Raw genomic sequence first — 20911 nt, 5'->3', positions numbered from 1 at the left:
AGGTGGGGACCCTGACCGTCCTTCTCGCACGTGCATGGAAATCTGGAAGGAAGATTCACACACCGGCGGAAGTGCCGTCAATAGTTTGGCGTCCAGACAAATCTCAACCGGTTTCATCCGGGCCGGAGCATCCCGCCTCGTGGAACATAATTCTGGACATGACTACAGCTCTCGTGCTCGGCGGCGGAGGAGTCGCCGGCATCGCCTGGGAGGCGGGGATCGTCACCGGCCTGCGCCGCCTCGGCGTCGACCTGGGGACGGCGGACCGGATCATCGGCACCTCGGCCGGCTCGGTCGTCGGCACGCTCGTGGCCACGGGCGCCGACCTGGAGGAGGCCGTCGCCCACCAGGCGAAGGTGGACACCGGCCCGCCCCCGGCCGTCGACATGAACGAGGTCATGCAGGCGTTCGCCGTCATGTTCGACCCCAGCCTCGACCGCAGGGAGGCCCGGCGCAGGGTCGGCCAGATGGCCCTGGCGGCGAAGGTGGACCACGCGGCGGAGCGGCTCGCCGCGGTCGGCGAGCGGCTGCCCGTGAAGGAGTGGCCCGAGCGCGACCTGCTCATCACCAGCGTCGACGCGGCCACCGGCGAGTTCGTCGTGTGGGACCGGGCCTCGGGCGCGCCGCTGGTGCTCGCCGTCGCGTCGAGCTGCGCCGTGCCGATGGTCTTCCCGCCCGTGGAGATCAACGGCCGCAGGTACGTGGACGGCGGGGTCCGCTCGGCGACCAACGCCGACCTCGCGACGGGCGCCCGCGCCCTCGTGGTGCTCGAACCGCTCGGCAACCTGACCCCTCGGGCCGTCCTCGACGCCGAGATGGCGAAGGCCGGCGCGACCGCCTCGTACGTCGTCCACCCCGACGCCGCCTCGGTCGCGGTGTTCGGCGAGAACGTCCTCGACCCCGGTCTGTGGGGACCGGCTTTCACGGCGGGGCTCGACCAGGCCGCCACCCTCGCCGACCCGATCGCCGCCGTCTGGTCCTGAGCACGCGGATCCCGAGCACGCGGATCCCGAGCACGCGGACGTCAGCGGGCGGCCGGCGCGGAAACTCCTCGCGCCGGCCGCCCGACTCCGGCGTCACGGGTCAGGATCATGTGCTCCGGGAGCACTCCTCAGGTCGGGCCGTCCGATCTACCCGACGTCGGAAACCGCCTTGCTGACCGCGTTGGGTCCGTCGTACTGCCGGTCCGGGATGCGTTCCAGCGCGTCGATGACGTTGTCGTCCGCGCCGTGGTCGCGAGCCGTGCGGATCAGGTCCGACTTGCCGGCCGGGTAGTCGACGCCCTTCAGGTGCTTCTGCAGCTGGATCGGGTTCGGTGCGTCGGCCATGACGTGCCTCCCTCCGTCGATGTCCTCCTGCTCCCCCTCGCCTACCCGGTTCCTCCCGCGCCACTCGGGGCTCCGCTCCGCGCCCCCGGCCAGGCTTGACGAGGCCCTTACCAGCGGTTTGTCACGATTGGGTATATGGGAACGGCCGTGGTGAAACGGGGTGACCCGGGGGTAGCTGGCGTGGCGTGCCTGATGCCCAATTGCTGGCCGCACAGGATCTGCGGCTCGACGTCAACGTCCTGGACTACGTGATCCTCGCCCTGTACTTCCTCGTGGTGCTGGGAATCGGCTTCGCCGCCAAACGGGCCGTACGGACGAGTCTGGACTTCTTCCTCTCGGGCCGCGCCCTCCCCGCGTGGATCACCGGCCTCGCCTTCATGTCCGCCAACCTCGGCGCCACCGAGATCCTCGGCATGGCCGCCAACGGCGCGCAGTACGGCGTGATGACCGTGCACTACTACTGGCTCGGCGCGGTCCCCGCCATGGTGTTCCTCGGCATAGTGATGATGCCCTTCTACTACCGGTCGAAGGTGCACAGCGTCCCGGAGTTCATGCGCCGCCGGTTCAACGGCGCGACCCAGCTGCTCAACGCCTCGACGTTCGCCCTCGCGCAGATCCTCATCTCCGGGATCAACCTGTACGCGCTGGCGCTCGTCATGGACGCGCTGCTCGGCTGGCCGCTGTGGCTGTCCATCATCGTGTCGGCCGCGATCGTGCTCGGGTACATCACGCTCGGCGGCCTGTCCTCGGCGATCTACAACGAGGTCATGCAGTTCTTCGTGATCGTCGCCGGGCTCGTGCCGATCGTGATCATCGGCCTGACCCGCGTCGGCGGCTTCTCCGGCCTCGGGGAGAAGGTCAAGCAGAGCGTGCTCGGCGAGGGAGGCCTGCACACCTGGGCGCACACCGCCGGCACCGACAACCCGCTCCAGGCCAGCTGGATCGGTCTGGTCCTCGGGCTCGGCTTCGTGCTGTCCTTCAGCTACTGGACCACGAACTTCGCCGAGGTCCAGCGCGCGTTGTCGGCCCGCAACACCAACGCCGCCCGGCTGACCCCCATCGTCGCGGCCTACCCGAAGCTTGTGATCCCGATCGTCACCGTGATCCCCGGCCTCGTCGCGCTCGTGCTGTTCGGCGACCTCGGCAAGGACGGCGGGCCGACGTACAACGAGGCGATCCCGCTGCTGATGGACGAGTTCCTGCCGAACGGCGTGCTCGGCATCGCGGTGACCGGCCTGCTCGCCTCGTTCATGGCCGGCATGGCCGCCAACATCAGCGGCTTCAACACGGTCTTCACCTACGACATCTGGAAGTCGCACATCAACGGCGACCACCCGGACGAGTGGTACGTGCGGCTCGGCCGCATCGCCACCATCGGCGGCGTCATCGGGGGCATCGGCGCGGCGTTCATCGCGGCCGGGTTCAGCAACATCATGAACTACCTGCAGTCGCTGTTCTCGTTCTTCAACGCCCCGCTGTTCGCGACGTTCATCATCGGCCTGTTCTGGAAGCGGATGACCGCGTGGGCGGGCTTCTGGGGCCTGCTGAGCGGCACGGTGTCCGCCTTCGGCTCGTACATGCTCTACAAGGCGGGCGTGCTCGACTTCGGCACCGAGCTGAACGCGAGCTTCTGGGGCGCGGGCATCGCCTTCGTGGTCGACGCGATCGTCTCCGTCGTGGTCACGCTCGTCACCACCCCCAAGCCGGAAAGCGAGCTGCGCGGGCTCGTCTACGGCCTGAGCGACGCGTCCGTCTCAGACGACGCGCTGTCGGGAGACCACGCCTGGTACCGCTCCCCCGTGATCCTCGGCGCCGGGGCGGTCGTCCTCGCCGCGGCGTTCTACGTGCCCTTCCTGTAGGAGGTTTCCATGGCCGCCCCGCAACGGCTCTTCGACATCCGCCGCGTGATCGGTGGTCTGTTCCTGGTGTACGGACTGATCCTCACCGTCACCGGGCTGTTCGACAGCGCCCAGGAGGTGCAGAAGGCGGAGGGCATTCGCATCAACCTGTGGACGGGCATCGCGATGCTCGTCGTCGGCGCCGCGTTCCTGCTCTGGGAGCGCCTGCGCCCGTCCGACGCCCCCGCCCCCTCCGACGAGGAGGAGTGACCCCTTTCCCGGCCGCGGTCCCATCGCCGATGTGACCGCGGCTCTCTCATGGAACGGATAGTTCATCCGATTGTGCTACCGTCCGACCTAACGGATGGATTATCCGTTTATTCGGACGAAGGGGCACATGATGAAGACAGCCGTGGTCACGGCAGGCACGGGGGGCATCGGCCTGGAGACCGCACTGGGCCTGGCCGCCGCCGGGTTCGCGGTGACCGTGGTCGGGCGCGACGCCGACCGGGGAGCCAGGGCGGTCGAGCGGATCGACGCGACGCGACCTGCGCACCCCGGCCGGTTCCTGTCCGCCGACCTCGCCTCGCTCGACCAGGTCCGCGCGCTGGCCGCCCGCATCGCCGCGGAGCACGCCGCGTCGGGGGAACCCTTGACGGTGCTGGTCAACAACGTCGGGGCGATGTTCGCCGAGCGCGCGGACCTGGGCGGCGTCGAGGCGTCGTTCGTCGTCAACCACCTCTCGCCGTACCTGCTGACCGAACTGCTGCTGCCCACGCTCACCGCCGGGGCGCCGAGCAGGATCGTGAACGTGACCTCGGGCGCGGTCGGCGCCGCCAAGCGGGTGTTCGACGCCGTCGAGCCGCCGGGCGGCTACTACGGCTTCCACTGGTACGGCCGCGCCAAGCTCGCCAACCTCGCGTACACGCTCGACCTGGCGAGGCGGCTGGACGGCACGGGCGTGTCGGTCTTCGCCGCCGATCCCGGAGGCGCCGCGACCGACATGACCGACGGCACCCTGACCGACCCGAAGATCGTCTCTCCCGTCCTGCGGCTGCTGTGGCCGCTGGTACGCCGCAAGTTCGAACGATCCACCTCCGGCCCGGCGTCCGTGGCGGCCAGGCCCTCGATCACCGCCGCCACCGACCACGCGCTGACCGGCCGGACCGGTCTCGTCATCGGGCCCCGGGCGCACCCCGTCGCCCCGTTCCGTGCGGCGGCCGACCGCCGCGTCGCCGAGGCCGTACGCCTGCTCAGCGAGGCCCACGCACCTGTGACGTCCGGAGCATGAACATCCGCAGGCGCCCGCCGGTCACACGGGCAGCGCTCTTTCGGGACTCGCATCGACTCCCACCGCTCTCCGTTCGCACGGCCCGCCCACCGCCAGGGTCCCCGGGAACGCCCGCATATGATTCGGACGACGAGCTGTGAACCACGACGAGCAACCCGGATCCTCCCCCATGACGAGCACGCAGCTGCGCAAAGACGCCGCCCGCAACTGGGAGCGGATCATCGCCATCGCCCGAGACCTGGTCGACCAGGGCACGGCATTGCAGCTCAACGACATCGCACGCCGGGCGGGCCTCGGTGTCGCCACGGTCTACCGGCACTTCGCCACCCCCGAGGCACTGCTGGAGACCGTCGCCGCTCCCTGCCTGGAAGCCCTGGTCGCGCATGGCGAGCAGGCTCTGGCCGACACCGATCCCCGGCGTGCGCTGGAGGGCTTCCTGCATCGCGTCGTCGAAGCACAGGTCACCGACGCCGCCCTGCCCCCGGTCGCCGCGGCGGCCACGGACACCCTGCCCCGCACCACGGAACTCAAGAAGTCACTGGCCTCCGCCGGCACCACACTGCTCGAACGGGCCCGCCATGCCGGAGCCATCCGCACCGACCTCGCCGCCACCGACCTCGTCCCGCTCATGTGCGGCATCGCCCACGCCGTGGCCGTCCACGGCGGCACCCCCGCCGACCGGGTCGAGATCGCCCGCCGTTACCTCGCCACCCTGCTCGAAGGCATGCGCCCCACACCGACCTGAGCGTCCCCGCCGGCAGGCGCAGGGGCCGGATTCACTGCAGACGGGCAGGGCCTATCGAGCGGGATACCGTGGGGACCCGTGCTGTACATGCCCGCTGAGCGCGGACGTGTCAGTGCGGCGGCGCGCCCTGTTTGCGGGCGGTCCCGCGATCGGAAGCTGTGGGAGCCCCGGCCTTCGTGACCACGGCGGGCGGAACCAGCACCGCCGGGATCGAGACCGTCGTCCCATTGGCCACCACGGCCGTGCCGTACACGGTCCTGCCGCCCGCGACCTCGACCACCAGCCTGGCGGCGGCCGCCGCCTGAGCCGCGACGTCGGTGCGTACAGCGGCCGTCCGCGCGCCCACGCCCGGCCGGCCGTCATATCCGATCAGCGGCACCCCGGCCATTCCCGCCTTCGCCAGTTCCGCCGCGACGGCCTGCGCCGCCGCTCCGCTCGCGCAGCACACGCCCCCCACCTTCGCCGCCCCGCCGAGCGCGGCGACGGCCGCGACGACCTCGCGCCCTGCGTCGCCGGGCCGAGTCAGGTCCCGCTCCCAGCCGACCGTCACCCGGCCGTCGAGCACGGCGTGCAGGCCCCGCTTCACCAAAGAGGCGTAGGGGTCCGCGGCGGGTCCGTTGACCAGCAGCACCGGTCCTGCCACCTTCATGGCGCGGAGCAGGGCCAGCGCCTGCTCCCGGCCGACGCGTGCCGGATCCGTCGCGACGTAGGCGTCCACCGGCCCGTTGGCCAGCCGGTCGTAGGCGATCACCTTCGCCCCGGACAACTTGGCCCTGGCCACCCAGGGAGCGGCGGCTTCGGGGTCCACCGCGCCGAGGACCAGCACCCGCACACCGTCGGCCAGCATCCGGCCGACCTGCCGCGCCTGTCTGGCCCGGTCACCCGACGCATTCGCGTACCGGACGTGGCAGCGTGGGCAGAGCGATGCCAGGGCCCGGGTGAACAGAGGCCGGTCCGGCCCTTCGTTCGGGAGCAGCAGGCCGACGGCGAAGCCCTCCCGCACGTCGCCGACCGCTCCGAGCTCCGCTCCCGGCTGCCGCCCGCCCTGCCCACAGGCGGGGAGGGACATCAGGAGCAGCACGCAGACGCCCGCCAGTCGTCTCCCCACGGGGCACCCCCGATTCGTTGCGGAGCCACGTTTCGCAGAGCCGTCTTGTGGAGCGGTGTCGCCTCAGCAGTCACATACCCCGACATATGCCGCATAACTCCCAGGAGGTGAGTCCCCGGCTCAGGGCGGACGATCACCGGCACGGATGATCGGCGGGGATTACGCCCAGGGCCGAAGGCCGCCGATCCCCGATCCCCTCAGCCGCTAAGTTGTGAGAGACTCCACCATTGCGGGGCGGTAGCTCAGCCGGTCAGAGCATCGGACTCATAATCCGTGGGTCGTGGGTTCAAGTCCCACCCGCCCTACCACGCTTGATCAGGGAAACCCTGCCTGAGCTGCGGCTCCTCCATGGATCGTGTCTGCCTGACACGTAGTCGACAGCCGCCGGAAGCAGCCGTGTGCCACTGATCACGGAACATACGCGGAATGCTCGCGGCCCCGTTTCCCGAGGTGAGCCCGGCGACTCCGGCGCCTCGCGGAACGATACCGCTCCCGTACGCCGAAGGACCCCGAGAGGTCTCCCGGGGTCCTGACTAAGGTGTGATCATGGGCGTTGACGCGGTGCTGATGAGGGTGGAGCAACGTGGAAGCAGCCCGAAGCGCAGGACGCTCGCTCCCGTCGCCGTCGCACCGGACGCCAAGGAGGTCTTCGTGCGTCTCGTCGGCCGGGTGCGCGGGCGCGGCACGCATCCGATGCTGGAACGCCTCGACCCGTACGGCAGCCTGATCCTTTCGCCGGCCGAGATGCCGCAGTTCCTCTCCGAACTTGCCCTCCTCCCCACATCGACCACTCAGGACGTGGAGGCGATCCGGAAACTCGGAGATCTCGCCCGCCAGTGCGCCGCCGACCCGGCGGCAGAACTGCACCTCGACGGCGACTGAGGCCCTCATCCCGCGAGGGCCTCCGGGATGCGGCGGTTGGCCATCTCGCGTTGCCCCTCGATGCCTTTGACGTAGACCCTGAGCATCACGTCGACGCCGTGCCCGGCCCGCTCCGCGGCTTCCGGTGCGTGGACGTGGTCGACCGCGAAGGCGTACCAGGTGCGCACCTCCTTCATCATCGAGTCCGGGAGGTCGCTCTTCAGGTCGAAGGACTCCCCCCCTTCTCGGCCGTAGGTCCTCGTCCCGGCTCATGTGCGGCCCGAGGTCCTAGGTTGAAGGTCGCTGTCGGCATGGGTCCATCGACCGATGAGCATCTGGGACATCGGGGCGATCATGGAATCTGCCTGATCAGCGGTGGAGGGGTCATGCTGGTGGAACTGGTGGACTGGGTCGAGATCCCGGCCGGGATGCTGCGTCGGGGTACACCCGCCGAAGAGGTGGAGGAGGTGGCACACCGCTACTCCGACACTGGAGTGCCGGTGGAGTGGTACCGGAAGGAAGCCCCGCGCACGGAGATCCACCTTCCGGCGTTCCGGATCGCCCGCACCCAGGTCACTGTCGGCCAGTGGACGCTCTTCGCGCAGGCCACCGGCAGGCCGGCGCCGCAGGCACCGGTGGACCATCCGGTCATCGGCGTCACCTGGAAGGAGGCGATGGACTATTGCCGGTGGCTGGGGGAACAGCTCGGCGGCCTTGGCGTGCGCCTGCCCACCGAGGACGAGTGGGAGCGTGCCGCCCGCGGTGACGACGGCCGGGAGTTCCCATGGGGCGACGAGTACCGCACGGGCCTGGCCAATCTGGTGGACTTGGGCATCGGCACCACCACGCCGGTCGGTTCGTTCCCCGAGGGTGCCAGCCCCTTCGGTGTGCTGGACATGGCGGGCAACGCCGATGAGTGGACTTCCACCCTCTATGCCCCTTACCCGGGCGCTCCCATCGAGGTGCCGAGCACGGAGGACTGGGCCTTCGACCCGCATGTCACCCGGGGCGGCGCATTCCGCCACGACCGGGACCTGGCCCGGTGCGCCCGCCGACACGGCGCGTACGAGCAGGACCTGGCGGCGATCGGCGTGGGCTTTCGTCCAGCGGCACCGGCCAAGTGAAGGACAGCTCAGGACCGCCTTCTACGCCCTTACCCGGGTCCTTCCATCAAGGTGCCGCGGCGTCTACGCCACCGACGACCTGCTCCATCAGCCGGATCGGCGCGATCCGGCCAAGTAGTGGAGCCCGATCCCCAGCCCCGTGGTGAGCAGGACAAGTCCAATGATGATCATCATGATGACCGTCGGCCATTGGAAGCTGCCCGGCAGGTGTAGCGCCACGAACCACGAGCGGTTGATCTCCCCGGTGGAGAGCATGATCGCGGGGACCACACCCTGCGCCACCAGGGGCACCCAGCACAGCGTCAGGCTGGCGATGACGTAGGCCCGTCGCCCGGCGGGGGCGAGGTCGAGGCCGAGGCGCCGCAGGCCCAGATCGGGCTGGGGGCGGTACGGCAGGCCGGGGGGCCTGGTGAGGGCGATCGTCGGGCGCCTGCGTGCGGGTTGCGTACCGGAACGAAAGCGCAGGAGAAGGTCGGGTGCGGTGCTCCGCAGCCGGGCTGCCGCGATCCGGCCCAGCAGCCATGCCATGGCCGCCCCGCCGGCCACCCCGACCACCGGTCCGGCCCAGATCGGGCCCTGCCACGCAGCGAGGAAGGCCGGCGCGGCGCCGGCCGCGGTCAGGATCAGCATCAGCAGGACCTGGGCGAAATCGGTGCCGTTGTCCAGCAGGTTGCCGCCGCGGCGGTGCGGGTCGCCCAGGGGGACCGGGCGCAGGACCGAGACCAGCACCGTGATTCCGGCACCGCCGCCCAGCACCGCGGGAATCAGAGCGGCCAGCCATGGCCAGGCTTCGTGGTGGCCGGAGACGACGACCAGGCCGACGGTCAGCACCACGGTGGGCGGAGCGGCGACAAGGAACCAGCCGAGCTGCCGGCCGCGCACGTCGCGCCGGATCGCGCCGGGGATCATCATCTTCCCCCACAGTTCGGTGCCGTCGTCACCGTAGAGGTTGGCGGAGATCGCCGCCGTCCAGACGGCGAACAGCAGCCCGGTCCACGGCAGGAACACCGTGGCGCCGGCGACCAGCGGCAGCAGGCAGAACACCAGCGCGTACGCCAGGGCGAAACAGACGAAGTGGAAGCGCTGCAGGTCACGGGTGTAGGTGCGCAGCTCGCGGGCGGCGACCGCGGTGACCGGGCCGCGCACCCACCGGTCGGCGGTGGCCCCGGCGGGTCGTCCACCGGCGCGGCGGGTGGTCAGCCGGCGCTGGATCAGTACGGCCCAGCCGTACAGACATCCCGCGCCCAGCGCAGCCAGGCCCGCCAGGGCGGCCGCCACGAGCGGCCAGTCACCGTGTCCGGCGGCTTCGACGGCGGCCAGACCCCAGCCGGAGGGAAGGGCGCGCACCCACGTGGCGACCACGCTGGGAAATCCGGTGTCCAGCGCCGCACCGGCCAGGGGTGACAGCACCCAGCCGGAGTGGAGGGCGGCCAGCACCGTCGCGCTGAGCAGCGCCGCCAGCGCGGCGCCTGTGCGTGATCGCATGACCTGGCCGAGGACGGCGGTGACCAGCCGGGAGGCGATCACGGTGAGGGCGAGCTGGAGGATGACCGCCACCACGGCGACCACCGTCGCCCCGGACCCGGTCGCCACGACCACCAGTGCGGCCAGCGCCACCACGGTCACCGCCGGTGCGACACCGATGAAGGAGGCGGCGGCCAGGCCGACGGTCAACGCGCGCGGGGACATCGCCTGCAGGGAGAAGTGCTCGGGGCGCAGGGTCTCATCCCCGCCACCGAACAGAGCGGGCCCCACGAGCCAGCCGGCCGTCCAGAGCGCCAGCGCGGCACCGAGCAGGTCGAGCCGCAGCGACGCCACCGGATAGTCCCGACCGGCGAGCAGCACGACCGCGCCCGCGAGCACCAGGCCCACCGCACCACCGAAGGTCATCTGAGCGGCACGCTGCCCGCTCATCGAATTGCGCTGGACGGCCAGCTTCATCCGGATCAGGACGCCAACCACGCCAGCTCCTCCATCTCGGGCAGCCGACCACCGACCAGGCTCACGAAACGCTCCTCCAGGCTCAGCCCGCCCCGCACCCGCTCCAACGGACCCGAGGCGACGACCCGGCCCGCGTCGATCACCGCGACGTGGTCGCACAACTGCTCCACGAGGGCCATCACATGGCTGGACAGCACCACCGTCCCGCCGCCGCGCACGAACCGCCGCAGGATCACCTTGATCGTCGCCGCGCTCACCGGATCGACCGCTTCCAGCGGCTCGTCGAGCACCAGCAGCTTCGGCGCGTGCAGCAGGGCGGAGGCAAGGCCGATCTTCTTGCGCATGCCGGTGGAGTACTCCATCACCAGGGTCCGGCCGGCCGTCTCCAGCCCGAGGGTGTGCAGCAGCTCCTCAGCCCGGCGATCGACCTCGGAGCGCCTCAGGCCGCGCAGCAGACCTGTGAAGCACAGCAGTTCCCGGCCGGTCAGCCGTTCCGGCATCGCCAGCCCGTCGGGCAGCACGCCGATCAGTTTCTTGGCCCGTACGGCGTCCGCCCACACGTCGACACCGAAGATCTCGGCACGGCCCGCATCCGGCCGGAGCAGACCCACCGCCATCGACAAGGAGGTGGTCTTGCCGGCGCCGTTGGGGCCGACCAGGCCGAAGAACGAGCCGCTCGGCACCTGCAGCTCGACATGGTCCACGGCGCGTCTGCGGCCGAACGTCTTGGTCAGGCCGATCAGGCTCAGCGCCGATGATTCCACAACGCCCATCCCCCATCCTCAATCCAGCACGGCACGTGCCGTACAGGATGGAGGATGGGGGAATTAGGCCAGTACTGTCAATACGGCACGTGCCGTGCTGTTATGGTGGCGGAAATGAGGGAGAAGAGCGCCGACCGGACCGTAGCCATCATGCGGACCACGCTGGAACTGGGACAGGAGATCGGCTACGCCAGACTCAGCATCGAAGCGGTCGCGAGTCGCGCCGGCGTCGGCAAGCACACGATCTACCGCCGCTGGCCGTCCAAAGGAGCCCTGTTCCTCGACTCCCTCTTGTCGTTGAACGAACCTGGACTGGACTACCCCGACACCGGCGACATCATCGCCGACCTGCGCACACAGATCTACGCGGCCGTCGACCTGCTGGGCCGGCCGCCGTTCGGCCCCCTGGTCCGGGCACTCGTGGGCGAAGCCCAATACGATCCCCAGGTCGCCGCCGCGCTCAACGAGCGCTTCATCGCCCCGCAGGAGGCCAAGACCGTCGCCCGGCTGGAGAAGGCGCGCGAGCTGGGGCAGATCTCGCCCGACTTCGACTTGGACCTGGCGATGTCGATCCTGTCCGGACCTCTGTACTTCAGATACCTGATCACCGGCGAACAGCTGACACATGCCTACGTGGACCGCGTTCTCGACGCCCTCTTCGCCGGGCTGAGAGGGCGTCACGCGAGTTGACGTCCGTGAGGGACGTCAGGCATGTCGTGGTGTCGACGATGGCCTGCCGACTGGGCTCTCGCGACTGGGTTGCCGCAGGCCGAGGACGACGCCTGCCGCGACGAGCAGGGCGCCGGTGACGTCGGCGGGGCCTGCCTGGCCGAGGCCGAGTGCGAGGGTGGTGAGCAGTGCGCCTACCGGCACGAGGCCGGCGAACAGGCCCGCGCGGTCGGCGCCGAGGCGGCGCAGTGCGTCGTACCAGAGGAAGAAGGCGGCCGCGGTGACGATCGCGCCGAGGTAGCCGAAGGCGGCTGCTTGGCTGGGTGTGGGCAGCCGCAGGGCGGCCGTGCCGTCCAGGGCGAGGCCTGCGGCCAGCAGCATGGGGACGGACAGAGCGGCGGGATAGGCGGCGACCCTCAGGGGGCCGAGTTTGGGCAGCAGGGGGACGGCGAGCAGGGAGAAGGCCACCTCGCCGGCCAGCGCGCCGAGGGACAGCAGGAGGCCCGTCGGGCTGCCCGAGCCGAGGCCGGCGGCGACGGCTGCGCCGAGTGCCACCACGAGCGCGGCGCCGACGGTGCGGGGGGCCGGGCGCCGGCGTTCCATCAGGGGCCCGGCGAGGGCGAGCACGAGGGGGACGGCTCCGACCACGGTGCCGATCATGGCGGGGCCGGCGTGCCGGGTGGCTTGGACGAGGAAGAGGTTGAAACCGGCCAGGCCGGTGGCGGCCAGTGCGATCAGGAGCAGGACGTCATGTGAGGTCAGGCGGACGCGGGGCAGGCGCCGGCGGCCGACGACGGCGAGCAGGATGGCCGCGGCGATGCCATAGCGCAGCGCCTGTCCCGTGAAGACCGGGTAGTCGGCGACGGTGGCGGAGACCGCGGTGGAGGTGCCGACGAGCAGCATCGCCGAGGCCGCGCCGACGGGGGCGGCGGAGGGTCTCATGCGGTGCGCTCCGCCACGGGCGATGGGGCCGCGTCCGAGGGGGCGAGGACCTTGCGGGTGATGCGTTCGGCGATGGCGGCGACCAGGGTCCGGGGGCGGCGGGGGGTCAGATGCGCGGTGAGGGCGTTGCCGAATCCGGGGGCGACATAGCCGCGGTCTCGCTCCAGCGCGCGCAGGGCGGCGCGGACGACGGGTTCGGGGGTGGTCATGGAGCCGGTGACGGCCGCGTTGCGGGTGCCGATGGTGTCGAAGAAGGCGGTCTCGACCGGGCCGGGGCACAGGGTGAGCACGCGGATGCCGCGCCGGCGGTACTCCTGTCGCAGGGCGAGGCCGAAGTTCAGCACGAAGGTCTTGGCCGCGCCGTAGACGGCGAAGTACGGGGAGGGCTGGAAGGCGGCGTTGGAGGCGACGTTGACGATCGCGCCACGGCCGCGCTCCAGCATGCCGGGCAGCACCTCGTGAGTGAGGTCGACGAGTGCGACGACGTTGACCATCAGCTGGTCGTGGTCGCGGGGTCCGGGGATCTCCTCGAAGCGGCCGCAGGTGCCGAATCCGGCGTTGTTGACCAGGAGGTCGACGTTCAGGCCGCGGGTGGTCAGCTGGTCGGCGATGCGGCGGGCGGCGTCCGGCTCGGCGAGGTCCTGGACCAGCACGTGGGCGCGGACGCCGTGTTCGGCGGTCAGGCGCTGGGCGAGGGCGGTGAGCCGGTCGCCGGATCGCGCCACCAAGATCACGTCGTGCCCCTGGGCGGCGAGCTGGGCGGCGAATTCCGCGCCGAGGCCGGACGACGCTCCGGTGATGAGGGCGGTGTTGTGCACGTGGTTCTCCTTGGACGTGGGATCCGAGCCGATGACAACTGGAAGGAGTATGTACCAGTAGTTCCCTTAACTGCAACATATATGACGCAGATAAGAGCGTGAAAGCATCATCGATGTAGTGTGTCGCTGGATAAGCGGTCGGACAGGAGGCGTGATGGGTGAGACGGCAGCACGACCGTTGCGGGCGGACGCGGAACGGAGCGTGCGCGTGATCCTGGAGGCGGCGGAGCGGGTGCTCGCCGAAGAGCCGGGCGCGTCCATGGAGCAGATCGCCGCAGCCGCGGGAGTGGCCCGCACGACCATTCACCGGCGGTTCGCCAGTCGACAGGCGCTGATCGAGGCGCTGGCCTCGTCCGCGGCCCGCCAGCTCGCCCAGGCGATCGACGACGGCCGGCCGGACACCGCGCCGCCGCTGGTGGCGATGCACCGGATCACCGCCAACGTGCTCGAGGTGAAGAGCGCCTGGGCGTTCGCGTTGGGGCTGCCGGCAGACCCCGGCAGCGAGGCCGCCGTCCTCCACGAGGACATCGCCCGCAGTTGCACCGCCGTGCTGAGGCGGGCCCAAGCCGACAGGCTCATCGACGAAGCCGCCGACCTCGACTGGGTGCGCCGGGTCTACTACGCGCTCATCGGGGAATCCCTGCACGGCGACGCGGACGGCGCCGACCCCGACGCCCTCGCCGCCCGTATCATCGACACCCTGCTGCACGGCGCCGGCCCACGCGCCTGAGCCGGAGAGCCGCAGCACCAGACGTTCACGCCGGCTCAGCGACGACGTGGCCGAAAGCGGCTCCAGCAGGGTTCGCTTGGGGCGGCGGTCTCGTCGTCCCACCCCTGCCCGCTCTTTCTCAGGAAACCCCTACGGCGCCATCCGCGGGCACAGGCTTGGTGAGGAAGGCCGTCGCGCCGTCGGACGACTCCGTGCGGTAACCCTGGGCGTGGTAGAGGCGGATGTTGTGCCGGCTCCGGGCACCGGTGGACAGCGCGATGCGGCGGCATTCCGCGTCGGCTGCGGCTTCGGCCTCGCGCAGTAGCCAGCGCCCCACACCCTGACCGCGCAGATCGGGGACGACGCCGAGGCGGCCCACATGCCAGTCGTCGTCCACGCGGCGTGCGCGCACCATGCCCAGGAGCCGGCCGTCCCGCCACAGACCAGTGGCCTGCCATGTGGCCAGCCATGCGCGTACCTGCTCCAGCGACTCCTCCAAGGCGGAGATGTCCAGGGTGTCGTTGGCCTGCGCCTCCTCCACCCAGCAGCAACGCTGGAGCACCAGAACCTCCGGAGCGTCGTCCGGGGTCAGCGCTCTCACGTACGACCCCGGCACCGGCACCTCCCCCGAACCTGAGCGGGCCCGCTCGCGCATCGGCCGCAGAGCGTGGGCGAGGCGGACGAGCTCGTCCAGCACCCCAATGGCGGCCTGCACACGGCCGGCGTCCGGACGGACGCGCCCGCAGTCCACCGCGTCGGCGATGCGCAGGGCGACCGTGGCACCCAGCGGCACCAGCCGCAGCGTGCTCACCACCTGCTTGGCGTGCTGGACCGACCGGGTGCCCGCCGAGGTGTTGCCATAGCTGACGAACCCCATCGGCTTCCACGCCCATTCCCGGCCCAAGTAGTCGAGGGCGTTCTTGAACGCCGCCGGCATGCCGTAGTTGTACTCGGGAGTGACCGCGATGAAGCCGTCCGCCGCGTCCACCATCGCGCTCCACCGCTTGGTGTGCTCATGCCGGTAGACGCCGGACGCCGGCTCGTCCTCCTCGTCGAGGAACGGCAGCGCGAGGTCGCCGAGGGCCACCGGCAGCAGTTCCACACCCAGTTCCGCGGCCCGCGGCGCGATCGCGTCGATCAGCCACCGGCCCACCACCGGGCCGAGAGCGCCGGGACGAGTGCTGCACACGAGGACGAGGACCCGCACAGGTATCGTTGACATGGAAACAAACGTAGCTGGTAACTTGTTTACATGTCAAAGACATGGTCCCGTGAGACGGTGCGCTGGCTCGACGCGGACGAGGAACGCGCCTGGCGCGCCCTGCGCCGCATGATGATCACCATCCAGTCGCGCACCGCGCACGACCTGGCCGCGATCGGCCTGTCCGACCCTGACTACGAGGTGCTCAGCACGCTCTCCGAGCGTCCGGGCCACGCCAGCACGCTGCGCGAGCAGGCCGCCAAGATGGGCTGGTCGCGCAGTCGCCTGTCGCGGCACGCCACCCGGATGGAGGCCCGCGGTCTCGTGCGACGCGAGCCCGACCCGGACGACGGCCGGGGCTGTTATCTCGTCCTCACCGAGCACGGCCTGGAGACGCTCGAGGACGCCGCCCCGGCCCACCTGGAATCGGTCCGCCGCCACGTCATCGACCGGCTCTCGCCCGCAGACCTGTCCGCCCTGGAAAGCATCGCCCGCAAACTGGAGGAACCCGCATGAGCATCGCCGGGGAAACCGAGCCGATCAGTGGACTCCGGCGTTGCGGCATAGGGACACGGCCGCGTGACGCAGCAGGTGATCGATGCGACTTGCCGGGTCCGGCGGACGGGTCGCCATGGGGGGATTTGCCCGAGCGGTAGGGCTATGGAAGGCGCCCACCGGCCGGTAGGGTCGTCCGCGTGGATCTTGACGATATCGCCGCCCGGCTCGGGATACCCGTCGAGGACGTCGACCGCGTGCACCGGCTCGCCGGCGACCTGCCGTCGGCTCCGCTCCCCGCGAAGGCCGACGCGCCCGCGATCCTCGCCCGGCTCGCGGTGCGGCCGGACGACACCGCCGAGATCATGGCGGGCTGGCCCGACCCCGGCTCTCCGCTGTGGACCCCGGAGTTGCGCTGGCTGCTCGACCGCTCGATCGCCCTGGTCCGTGCCGATCTCGGGGGCCATGACTGGCTGCCGCCCGGTCCGGAGCTGCCGCGCGAGCGGGGACCCGCCTGGCGGCACCTCTACGTGTACGCGTACCTGGCCCTGATCGACGTGGTGAGGGGGTACCACCGCGCCCACGGCATCGCCGATGCCGTCTCGTGGGTGACCCTCGCGGACCTGGGCCGTAATCTCGCGATCGACCGGCGGATGCGCGGCGAGGGCTGGCCGGTCATGCAGGCCTGGCTGACGCTGCACGCTCGCGGCGGCGTCTACGAGCTGGGCCGGCTGCAGCACCAGCGCGGCGACGGCGCCATCGGCCTGCACATCCCCGAGACGGGACCGCTGACCCCGGAGGCGATCGAGGCGTCGCTCGACGAGGCCCGAGCGTTCTTCCCACGCCACTTCCCCGACGAGCGCTACACGTCGTTCTCCTGCGGCTCGTGGCTGCTCGACCCGCAGCTGCTGGAGTACCTGCCCGAGGACTCCAACATCGCCCGCTTCCAGCGGAGGTTCGAGCTGGAGCCCTACGAGGAGCCGGAGGGAATCGACGCCGACGTCGAGGTGCTGCGGTTCGTGTTCCGCACCCTGACCACGCCGCTCGACCAGCTGCCGCGGCGCACCGTGCTGCAGCGCGCGGTCGTCGACCACCTGAAGGCCGGCCGCCACTGGCGCTGGCGCCGCGGCCACTTCCCCATCTAGCCGCACTGTCAGATGTGCCTCGCGGGTCTCCCTCCGCATCCTGCCGGGCGTACCGGCCGGGCCGATCGCCAGGCCTCGCACAGGGCGTCCACGTAGTCAGGCCTGTCCGTTCACAATGACGCGAAAGCCTCGGCGGAGCGATGGGGTCAGTCCGGCCAGGTCGCCTCCGAGCAGAGAACCCGGGCGGCCTCGTGAGGTTCGGCGTCGCGGACGAGGTAGTGCCTGTCATCCCTGTCGAGCAGGGTCACGATGCCCGAGGCGAAGACACGGCGGCCCCGGGGGTCACGGAGGTGCACGATCCTGCCGGTCAGAAGGTTGCCGTCCTCGGGATTGCCGTCGGAGGTCTCCCTCTCCCAGCGCCACATCCGGTAGGTGCCGCCCGCCCCCTTGTCCGAGAGGTCATGCTCCTCGTGGGGAATCCGGAAGGTGGGCGCGTCATCGGGGTTCAACGCGTAGGAGATCGGAGTCGCGCTGACCAGTCCCGGCAGCAGCATGGCCATCAACTGCGCACTGTTTGTCGCGATTCGAGGCTTCTCCGGCCGCATGGCCGCCCACTGCCCGGCCGTCGTCACGGGGACGGGCACCCGGCATGGCTCCTGCGGTGGCGCGGATCCGATCGGTGCCCTCGGTTTCATGTGGACGAGTGGGTCGAAGACATCGCGGGTCGGCCAGAACCGGAACAACCAGCGGGTGATGTCCGGCTCGTTCACGTGCACGGTCAGGCCGTACTCGAAAAAAGGAGGGCCGATCAGGAAGTCACGACCGCTGTCGTCCATCACGCCCATCTGGATCACTCCGGTGTCCGCGGTGAAGGTGAGCTGCTCGATCGGCCTCCACGAGGGCCCCGGGGCAGGCGGTTCGGTGTCCCACGCCTCCAGGCGGAGAGTGGCGGTGTAGTGAAGGGCCTCCGACTCGTCGTCGCGAAACACGGGGCAGTCGGTGCCGCCGTAGACGCAGAGCCCGCCGTACTGTACGTAGAGCTCCTCGTCGAGATGCCGGATCATGCGGGCCACTGGTGTCCTTCGGATCGTCGCGATAACCGGAGGCAGCATGCCCTACGGCACCGACAGAACTCCGGTCACGCGGGCGGCCCCGTCTCACCGATCGCCAGGAGCGCGCTCCGTTCCTTCGGGTGAGCACGGGCCGGACGAGTAGAAGGCGGCGTCGGCGAGGACTTCAGCGGTGCGGCGGCCGGCTTCGATCGCGTGCCGTACGCGAGCAGGCGTGCAGCGCCCCCGCTCGGGGTCGTACTCGGTCATCACGATGCCGGCGTGATCCGTCTCCGTTTCGATCAGAGTGACCCGCCAGCCGCGCTCTCGCAGCGCGTCCGCGAACCGGCGGGACTTCTCCACATGCACGATGGCGTCCCGGGTCCCGTGGACCAGCCAGAACGGAACGGGATCGATCCGCGTCGCCGCTACGTCGTCGAGGGGGACGCGGCCCGTCGAAGGCGCGGGAGCATCGAACCCGGAGGCGATCGCCACAACTCCGGAAGGCCTCCAGCGCCCGGCACCGGCACCGTCGACGCCGACGCCCGCGGCGGCCTTCCCTCCGAGGGACCACCCGGCCAGGACGATTCGTGCGGCATCACCGCCGAAATCGCCGGCGTTGTCCCTGACGAAGACGATCGACTCCCACAGGTGGGCTCGCCCGCCGTCCGGCGCGTCGGATCGCCAGTCGGGCACGAAGACCACGACGCCCCGCTCCGCGACCGCGCGTGCCAGCGGTTCGAGCACGTCCCGCTCGTCGGGTCCTCTGCCATGCCAGAGCAACACGACCGGCCGCAGGGTGGAACCGTCGCACCGGTGGACGTCGAGGCCCTTGCCGCTCGGTCCGTAGACGACGCCGCGTTCCACCCGCACACCTGCCACCGTCACCCTCACAGGCCCTGTCCCGCGAATTCACGTCCCGCGACCAGGGGTGGGTGGGGCCCACGCGTGCGTGGCGCGGCCCGGAGAGGGACGCGTGGCGGCCCTGGTGCCCGACTGCGGTCACGGCAACCTCGAGAACCCGCGCGGTTTCCGTGGGAAGTTCATCGTAATCCCCCGGATGGGGTCGGGGACCCGCTCCGGCCGAGCGTGTGCGATCGCAACCAATGCGCCTCAATGATGTGGAAGGAATTCGTCGATCAGTGTCAAGGGAGGGTCGCCGCAGGGAAATGGCCCGACAAGACCCTTGGGTTAGGTGTGTTTTCTGGTGCAGAAAGCGGTTGTTTGCGCATTGCTGGGTGACTGTGCCTTTTGTTACCTCTAGCGTGAGAATCAGGGTCTGGATCCAAGGTTCGATGGATCGATTCGCGCTCCGTGTATCGGGTTTCCCGGTGACAGTCACGGAGTCGACGGAGTGATACTAATGCTCAAGGAAGCACTGGCTGCTGGCGTAATCACAGCGTCGGCCCTCATCGTCCCGGCGACGATGCAGACGCAGCCGGTCAATGCCGCCGGCAACACCACGCAAATCACGCAGAGTCCGACGCAGCCCTGCCCTGGTGGTAGGTGCCGGGGCCGAGAGCGCCACCGGCAGTACGGCCAGTATGGCCCTCAGCGCGGTCGTGAGCGCGGGCGCATGGAAGAGCGCGGACGTGAACGCGGGCGCATGGAAGAGCGCGGACGCGAGCGCGGACGGATCGAGGAACGCGGACGTGAACGCGGGCGCATGGAAGAGCGCGGACGCGAGCGCGGACGCTTCGAAGAGCGCGGACGCGAGCGCGGGCGCTTCGAGGAACGCGGCCGTGAACGCGGACGCTTCGAAGAGCGCGGACGCGAGCGCGGACGGATCGAGGAACGCGGCCGTGAACGCGGACGCTTCGAAGAGCGCGGACGCGAGCGCGGACGGATCGAGGAACGCGGCCGTGAACGCGGACGCTTCGAAGAGCGCGGACGTGAACGCGGACGCTTCGAGGAACGCGGCCGTGGATTCGAAGAGCGCGGACGCTTCGAGGAGCGTGGACGTGAACGCGGGCGATTCGAGGAACGCGAACGCTGACCGTGGTAGCGGCATCAGCAAGCGGGGAGAGTGAGGCAGCAAGAGCAGCAAGGACCGGATAACCGTACATCGAACCTGCTGGACCCGCCTGCCCCACGAGGTAGTAAGTAGCCTCGCGGGGCTCTCCCTTTCCGCCGAAGCCGGCACGGCCCGCTCGTCCGCGATTCCGCGGTCGCTTTCACGGCCGCGTTTCAAATCACCGGCGATGACGTCCTGCGGTAGACGGACACATGCGAACGCGACTCGGCGGTGAATTGGGTTCCCGTCCAGTCCGCATGCCTGGACTCCAGCTCGAACCCGGCCAGTCGGCCCATGAGGTCGAGTTCGGCCGGCCAGATGTAACGGTGCGGGCTGCGGAACAGCTTGGCCTGCTCGCTCTCGTCGAAGTGAAAGTGGTGCGACACGACGTGTTGCCGCAGCACGTCGTACGTGTCGAGGCCGATATAGCCGGGTTCGCTCTGCCACACCACGGCCTGCTGTCCCGGCGGGAGCTTGCGCAGCTCTGGCACCCAGAGCTCGATCACGAAACGCCCCCCGGGCGTCAGATGCCGGGCGGCGTTGCGGAAGCACGCCACCTGCTCGGCCTGGGTGAGCAGATTGGAGATCGTGTTGTAGACGAGGTAGACGAGCGCGTACTCCCCCGGGGCGACGGCTGTCGCCATGTCCCCGACGACGACCGGGATCGTCGCCTCGTCCACCTTCGTACGCAACTGCTCGATCATCGGACGTGACAGCTCGATACCGGTGACGGGCACTCCACGCTCGGCGAGCGGTACGGCCACGCGACCGGTTCCGATGGCGAACTCCAGCACCCGCCCGTCGCCCGCGAGTTCGGCAAGGCGATCGACTGCCGGTCCGAGGACCTCGGGCGCGAACATCCCGGTACCCGGCGTGTCATAGCGCCGAGCGGTTTCGGCGTCCCAGATTTCCTCCTGTCGCATGCCCTC

Annotated in this window: 23 protein-coding genes and 1 tRNA gene; 12 read left to right on the top strand and 12 right to left on the bottom strand. The window is 70.3% G+C overall.

All coding sequences use genetic code 11. From position 1 onward, the window contains the following. The first annotated feature begins 158 nt into the window (after nt 1-158). Nucleotides 159-983, top strand: coding sequence for a patatin-like phospholipase family protein (locus ACWEQG_RS02810; RefSeq protein ID WP_452281171.1), 825 nt, complete (start codon nt 159-161; stop codon nt 981-983). A gap of 147 nt (nt 984-1130) precedes the next feature. On the opposite strand, the gene ACWEQG_RS02805 is transcribed toward ACWEQG_RS02810, so the two are convergent. Beyond that, nucleotides 1131-1328 (bottom strand): DUF2795 domain-containing protein, encoded by a 198-nt coding sequence (locus ACWEQG_RS02805; RefSeq protein ID WP_363474231.1) that lies wholly within the window; start codon nt 1326-1328, stop codon nt 1131-1133. 185 nt (nt 1329-1513) lie between these two features. Between ACWEQG_RS02805 and ACWEQG_RS02800 the strand changes: the two genes are divergently transcribed. From ACWEQG_RS02800 to ACWEQG_RS02785, 4 genes are all read left to right on the top strand, one after another. After that, nucleotides 1514-3187, top strand: coding sequence for a sodium:solute symporter family protein (locus ACWEQG_RS02800; RefSeq protein ID WP_452281169.1), 1674 nt, complete (start codon nt 1514-1516; stop codon nt 3185-3187). A gap of 9 nt (nt 3188-3196) precedes the next feature. Continuing rightward, nucleotides 3197-3436: a hypothetical protein gene (locus ACWEQG_RS02795; RefSeq protein ID WP_346225861.1), complete on the top strand. Its 240-nt coding sequence runs from the start codon at nt 3197-3199 to the stop codon at nt 3434-3436. A gap of 127 nt (nt 3437-3563) precedes the next feature. Further along, nucleotides 3564-4457 (top strand): SDR family NAD(P)-dependent oxidoreductase, encoded by an 894-nt coding sequence (locus tag ACWEQG_RS02790; RefSeq protein ID WP_452281167.1) that lies wholly within the window; start codon nt 3564-3566, stop codon nt 4455-4457. A gap of 169 nt (nt 4458-4626) precedes the next feature. Continuing rightward, nucleotides 4627-5202 carry a TetR/AcrR family transcriptional regulator gene (locus ACWEQG_RS02785; RefSeq protein ID WP_452281165.1) on the top strand — a complete coding sequence of 192 codons (576 nt, stop codon included), beginning with the start codon at nt 4627-4629 and terminating at the stop codon, nt 5200-5202. Nucleotides 5203-5311: 109 nt separating this feature from the next. Here the strand turns inward: ACWEQG_RS02785 and ACWEQG_RS02780 are convergent, their stop codons facing one another. Then, nucleotides 5312-6310 carry a substrate-binding domain-containing protein gene (locus ACWEQG_RS02780; RefSeq protein ID WP_452281163.1) on the bottom strand — a complete coding sequence of 333 codons (999 nt, stop codon included), beginning with the start codon at nt 6308-6310 and terminating at the stop codon, nt 5312-5314. 231 nt (nt 6311-6541) lie between these two features. Between ACWEQG_RS02780 and ACWEQG_RS02775 the strand changes: the two genes are divergently transcribed. Together ACWEQG_RS02775 and ACWEQG_RS02770 are read left to right on the top strand one after the other, a co-directional pair. Continuing rightward, nucleotides 6542-6618 (top strand) — tRNA-Ile (locus ACWEQG_RS02775). 238 nt (nt 6619-6856) lie between these two features. Continuing rightward, nucleotides 6857-7192 carry a hypothetical protein gene (locus ACWEQG_RS02770; RefSeq protein WP_452281161.1) on the top strand — a complete coding sequence of 112 codons (336 nt, stop codon included), beginning with the start codon at nt 6857-6859 and terminating at the stop codon, nt 7190-7192. Between the two features lie 5 nt (nt 7193-7197). On the opposite strand, the gene ACWEQG_RS02765 is transcribed toward ACWEQG_RS02770, so the two are convergent. Then, complete coding sequence (locus tag ACWEQG_RS02765; RefSeq protein WP_452281159.1) at nt 7198-7359, bottom strand: hypothetical protein; 162 nt, start codon at nt 7357-7359, stop codon at nt 7198-7200. Between the two features lie 198 nt (nt 7360-7557). Here ACWEQG_RS02765 and ACWEQG_RS02760 point away from each other — a divergent pair, with 198 nt between their 5' ends. Next, nucleotides 7558-8295: a formylglycine-generating enzyme family protein gene (locus ACWEQG_RS02760; RefSeq protein WP_452281157.1), complete on the top strand. Its 738-nt coding sequence runs from the start codon at nt 7558-7560 to the stop codon at nt 8293-8295. An 87-nt stretch (nt 8296-8382) separates the two neighbouring features. Here the strand turns inward: ACWEQG_RS02760 and ACWEQG_RS02755 are convergent, their stop codons facing one another. Beyond that, a complete protein-coding gene (locus tag ACWEQG_RS02755) occupies nt 8383-10257 on the bottom strand; it encodes a hypothetical protein (RefSeq protein WP_452281155.1) in 1875 nt (624 codons plus the stop codon). Continuing rightward, nucleotides 10242-11009, bottom strand: coding sequence for an ABC transporter ATP-binding protein (locus ACWEQG_RS02750; protein WP_452281153.1), 768 nt, complete (start codon nt 11007-11009; stop codon nt 10242-10244). The genes ACWEQG_RS02755 and ACWEQG_RS02750 overlap by 16 nt, the downstream gene beginning before the upstream one ends. Before the next feature lie 105 nt (nt 11010-11114). On the opposite strand from ACWEQG_RS02750, the gene ACWEQG_RS02745 reads away from it, so the two are divergent. Further along, entirely contained in the window at nt 11115-11690 is a 576-nt protein-coding gene (locus ACWEQG_RS02745) for a TetR/AcrR family transcriptional regulator (protein ID WP_452281152.1), read from the top strand. Between the two features lie 15 nt (nt 11691-11705). Here ACWEQG_RS02745 and ACWEQG_RS02740 read toward each other — a convergent pair whose 3' ends face one another. Both ACWEQG_RS02740 and ACWEQG_RS02735 read right to left on the bottom strand, forming a co-directional pair. Then, nucleotides 11706-12611, bottom strand: coding sequence for a DMT family transporter (locus ACWEQG_RS02740; protein WP_452281150.1), 906 nt, complete (start codon nt 12609-12611; stop codon nt 11706-11708). After that, a complete protein-coding gene (locus tag ACWEQG_RS02735; RefSeq protein ID WP_452281148.1) occupies nt 12608-13429 on the bottom strand; it encodes an SDR family NAD(P)-dependent oxidoreductase in 822 nt (273 codons plus the stop codon). Before ACWEQG_RS02735 ends, ACWEQG_RS02740 begins: the two co-directional genes overlap by 4 nt. A 154-nt stretch (nt 13430-13583) precedes the next feature. Here ACWEQG_RS02735 and ACWEQG_RS02730 point away from each other — a divergent pair, with 154 nt between their 5' ends. Continuing rightward, a complete protein-coding gene (locus ACWEQG_RS02730; protein ID WP_452281146.1) occupies nt 13584-14159 on the top strand; it encodes a TetR/AcrR family transcriptional regulator in 576 nt (191 codons plus the stop codon). Nucleotides 14160-14277: 118 nt separating this feature from the next. Here the strand turns inward: ACWEQG_RS02730 and ACWEQG_RS02725 are convergent, their stop codons facing one another. Continuing rightward, entirely contained in the window at nt 14278-15360 is a 1083-nt protein-coding gene (locus tag ACWEQG_RS02725; protein ID WP_452281144.1) for a GNAT family N-acetyltransferase, read from the bottom strand. A 30-nt stretch (nt 15361-15390) separates the two neighbouring features. On the opposite strand from ACWEQG_RS02725, the gene ACWEQG_RS02720 reads away from it, so the two are divergent. Together ACWEQG_RS02720 and ACWEQG_RS02715 are read left to right on the top strand one after the other, a co-directional pair. Next, complete coding sequence (locus ACWEQG_RS02720; protein WP_452281142.1) at nt 15391-15855, top strand: MarR family winged helix-turn-helix transcriptional regulator; 465 nt, start codon at nt 15391-15393, stop codon at nt 15853-15855. Between the two features lie 179 nt (nt 15856-16034). Continuing rightward, entirely contained in the window at nt 16035-16979 is a 945-nt protein-coding gene (locus tag ACWEQG_RS02715; RefSeq protein WP_452281140.1) for an acyltransferase domain-containing protein, read from the top strand. Nucleotides 16980-17125: 146 nt separating this feature from the next. Here ACWEQG_RS02715 and ACWEQG_RS02710 read toward each other — a convergent pair whose 3' ends face one another. The 4 genes from ACWEQG_RS02710 to ACWEQG_RS02695 all read right to left on the bottom strand — a co-directional run bounded on the left by ACWEQG_RS02710 (nt 17126) and on the right by ACWEQG_RS02695 (nt 20905). Next, entirely contained in the window at nt 17126-17983 is an 858-nt protein-coding gene (locus ACWEQG_RS02710; protein ID WP_452281138.1) for a hypothetical protein, read from the bottom strand. A 93-nt stretch (nt 17984-18076) separates the two neighbouring features. Further along, a complete protein-coding gene (locus tag ACWEQG_RS02705) occupies nt 18077-18850 on the bottom strand; it encodes an alpha/beta hydrolase (protein ID WP_452281136.1) in 774 nt (257 codons plus the stop codon). Between the two features lie 478 nt (nt 18851-19328). Further along, a complete protein-coding gene (locus tag ACWEQG_RS02700; protein ID WP_452281134.1) occupies nt 19329-19985 on the bottom strand; it encodes a hypothetical protein in 657 nt (218 codons plus the stop codon). Between the two features lie 170 nt (nt 19986-20155). Further along, nucleotides 20156-20905 carry a class I SAM-dependent DNA methyltransferase gene (locus ACWEQG_RS02695; protein ID WP_452281132.1) on the bottom strand — a complete coding sequence of 250 codons (750 nt, stop codon included), beginning with the start codon at nt 20903-20905 and terminating at the stop codon, nt 20156-20158. Nucleotides 20906-20911: the final 6 nt, after the last annotated feature.

It is taken from the genome of Microbispora sp. NPDC004025 (genome assembly GCF_053604425.1).
This window is presented reverse-complemented; position numbering and strand designations above follow the sequence as displayed.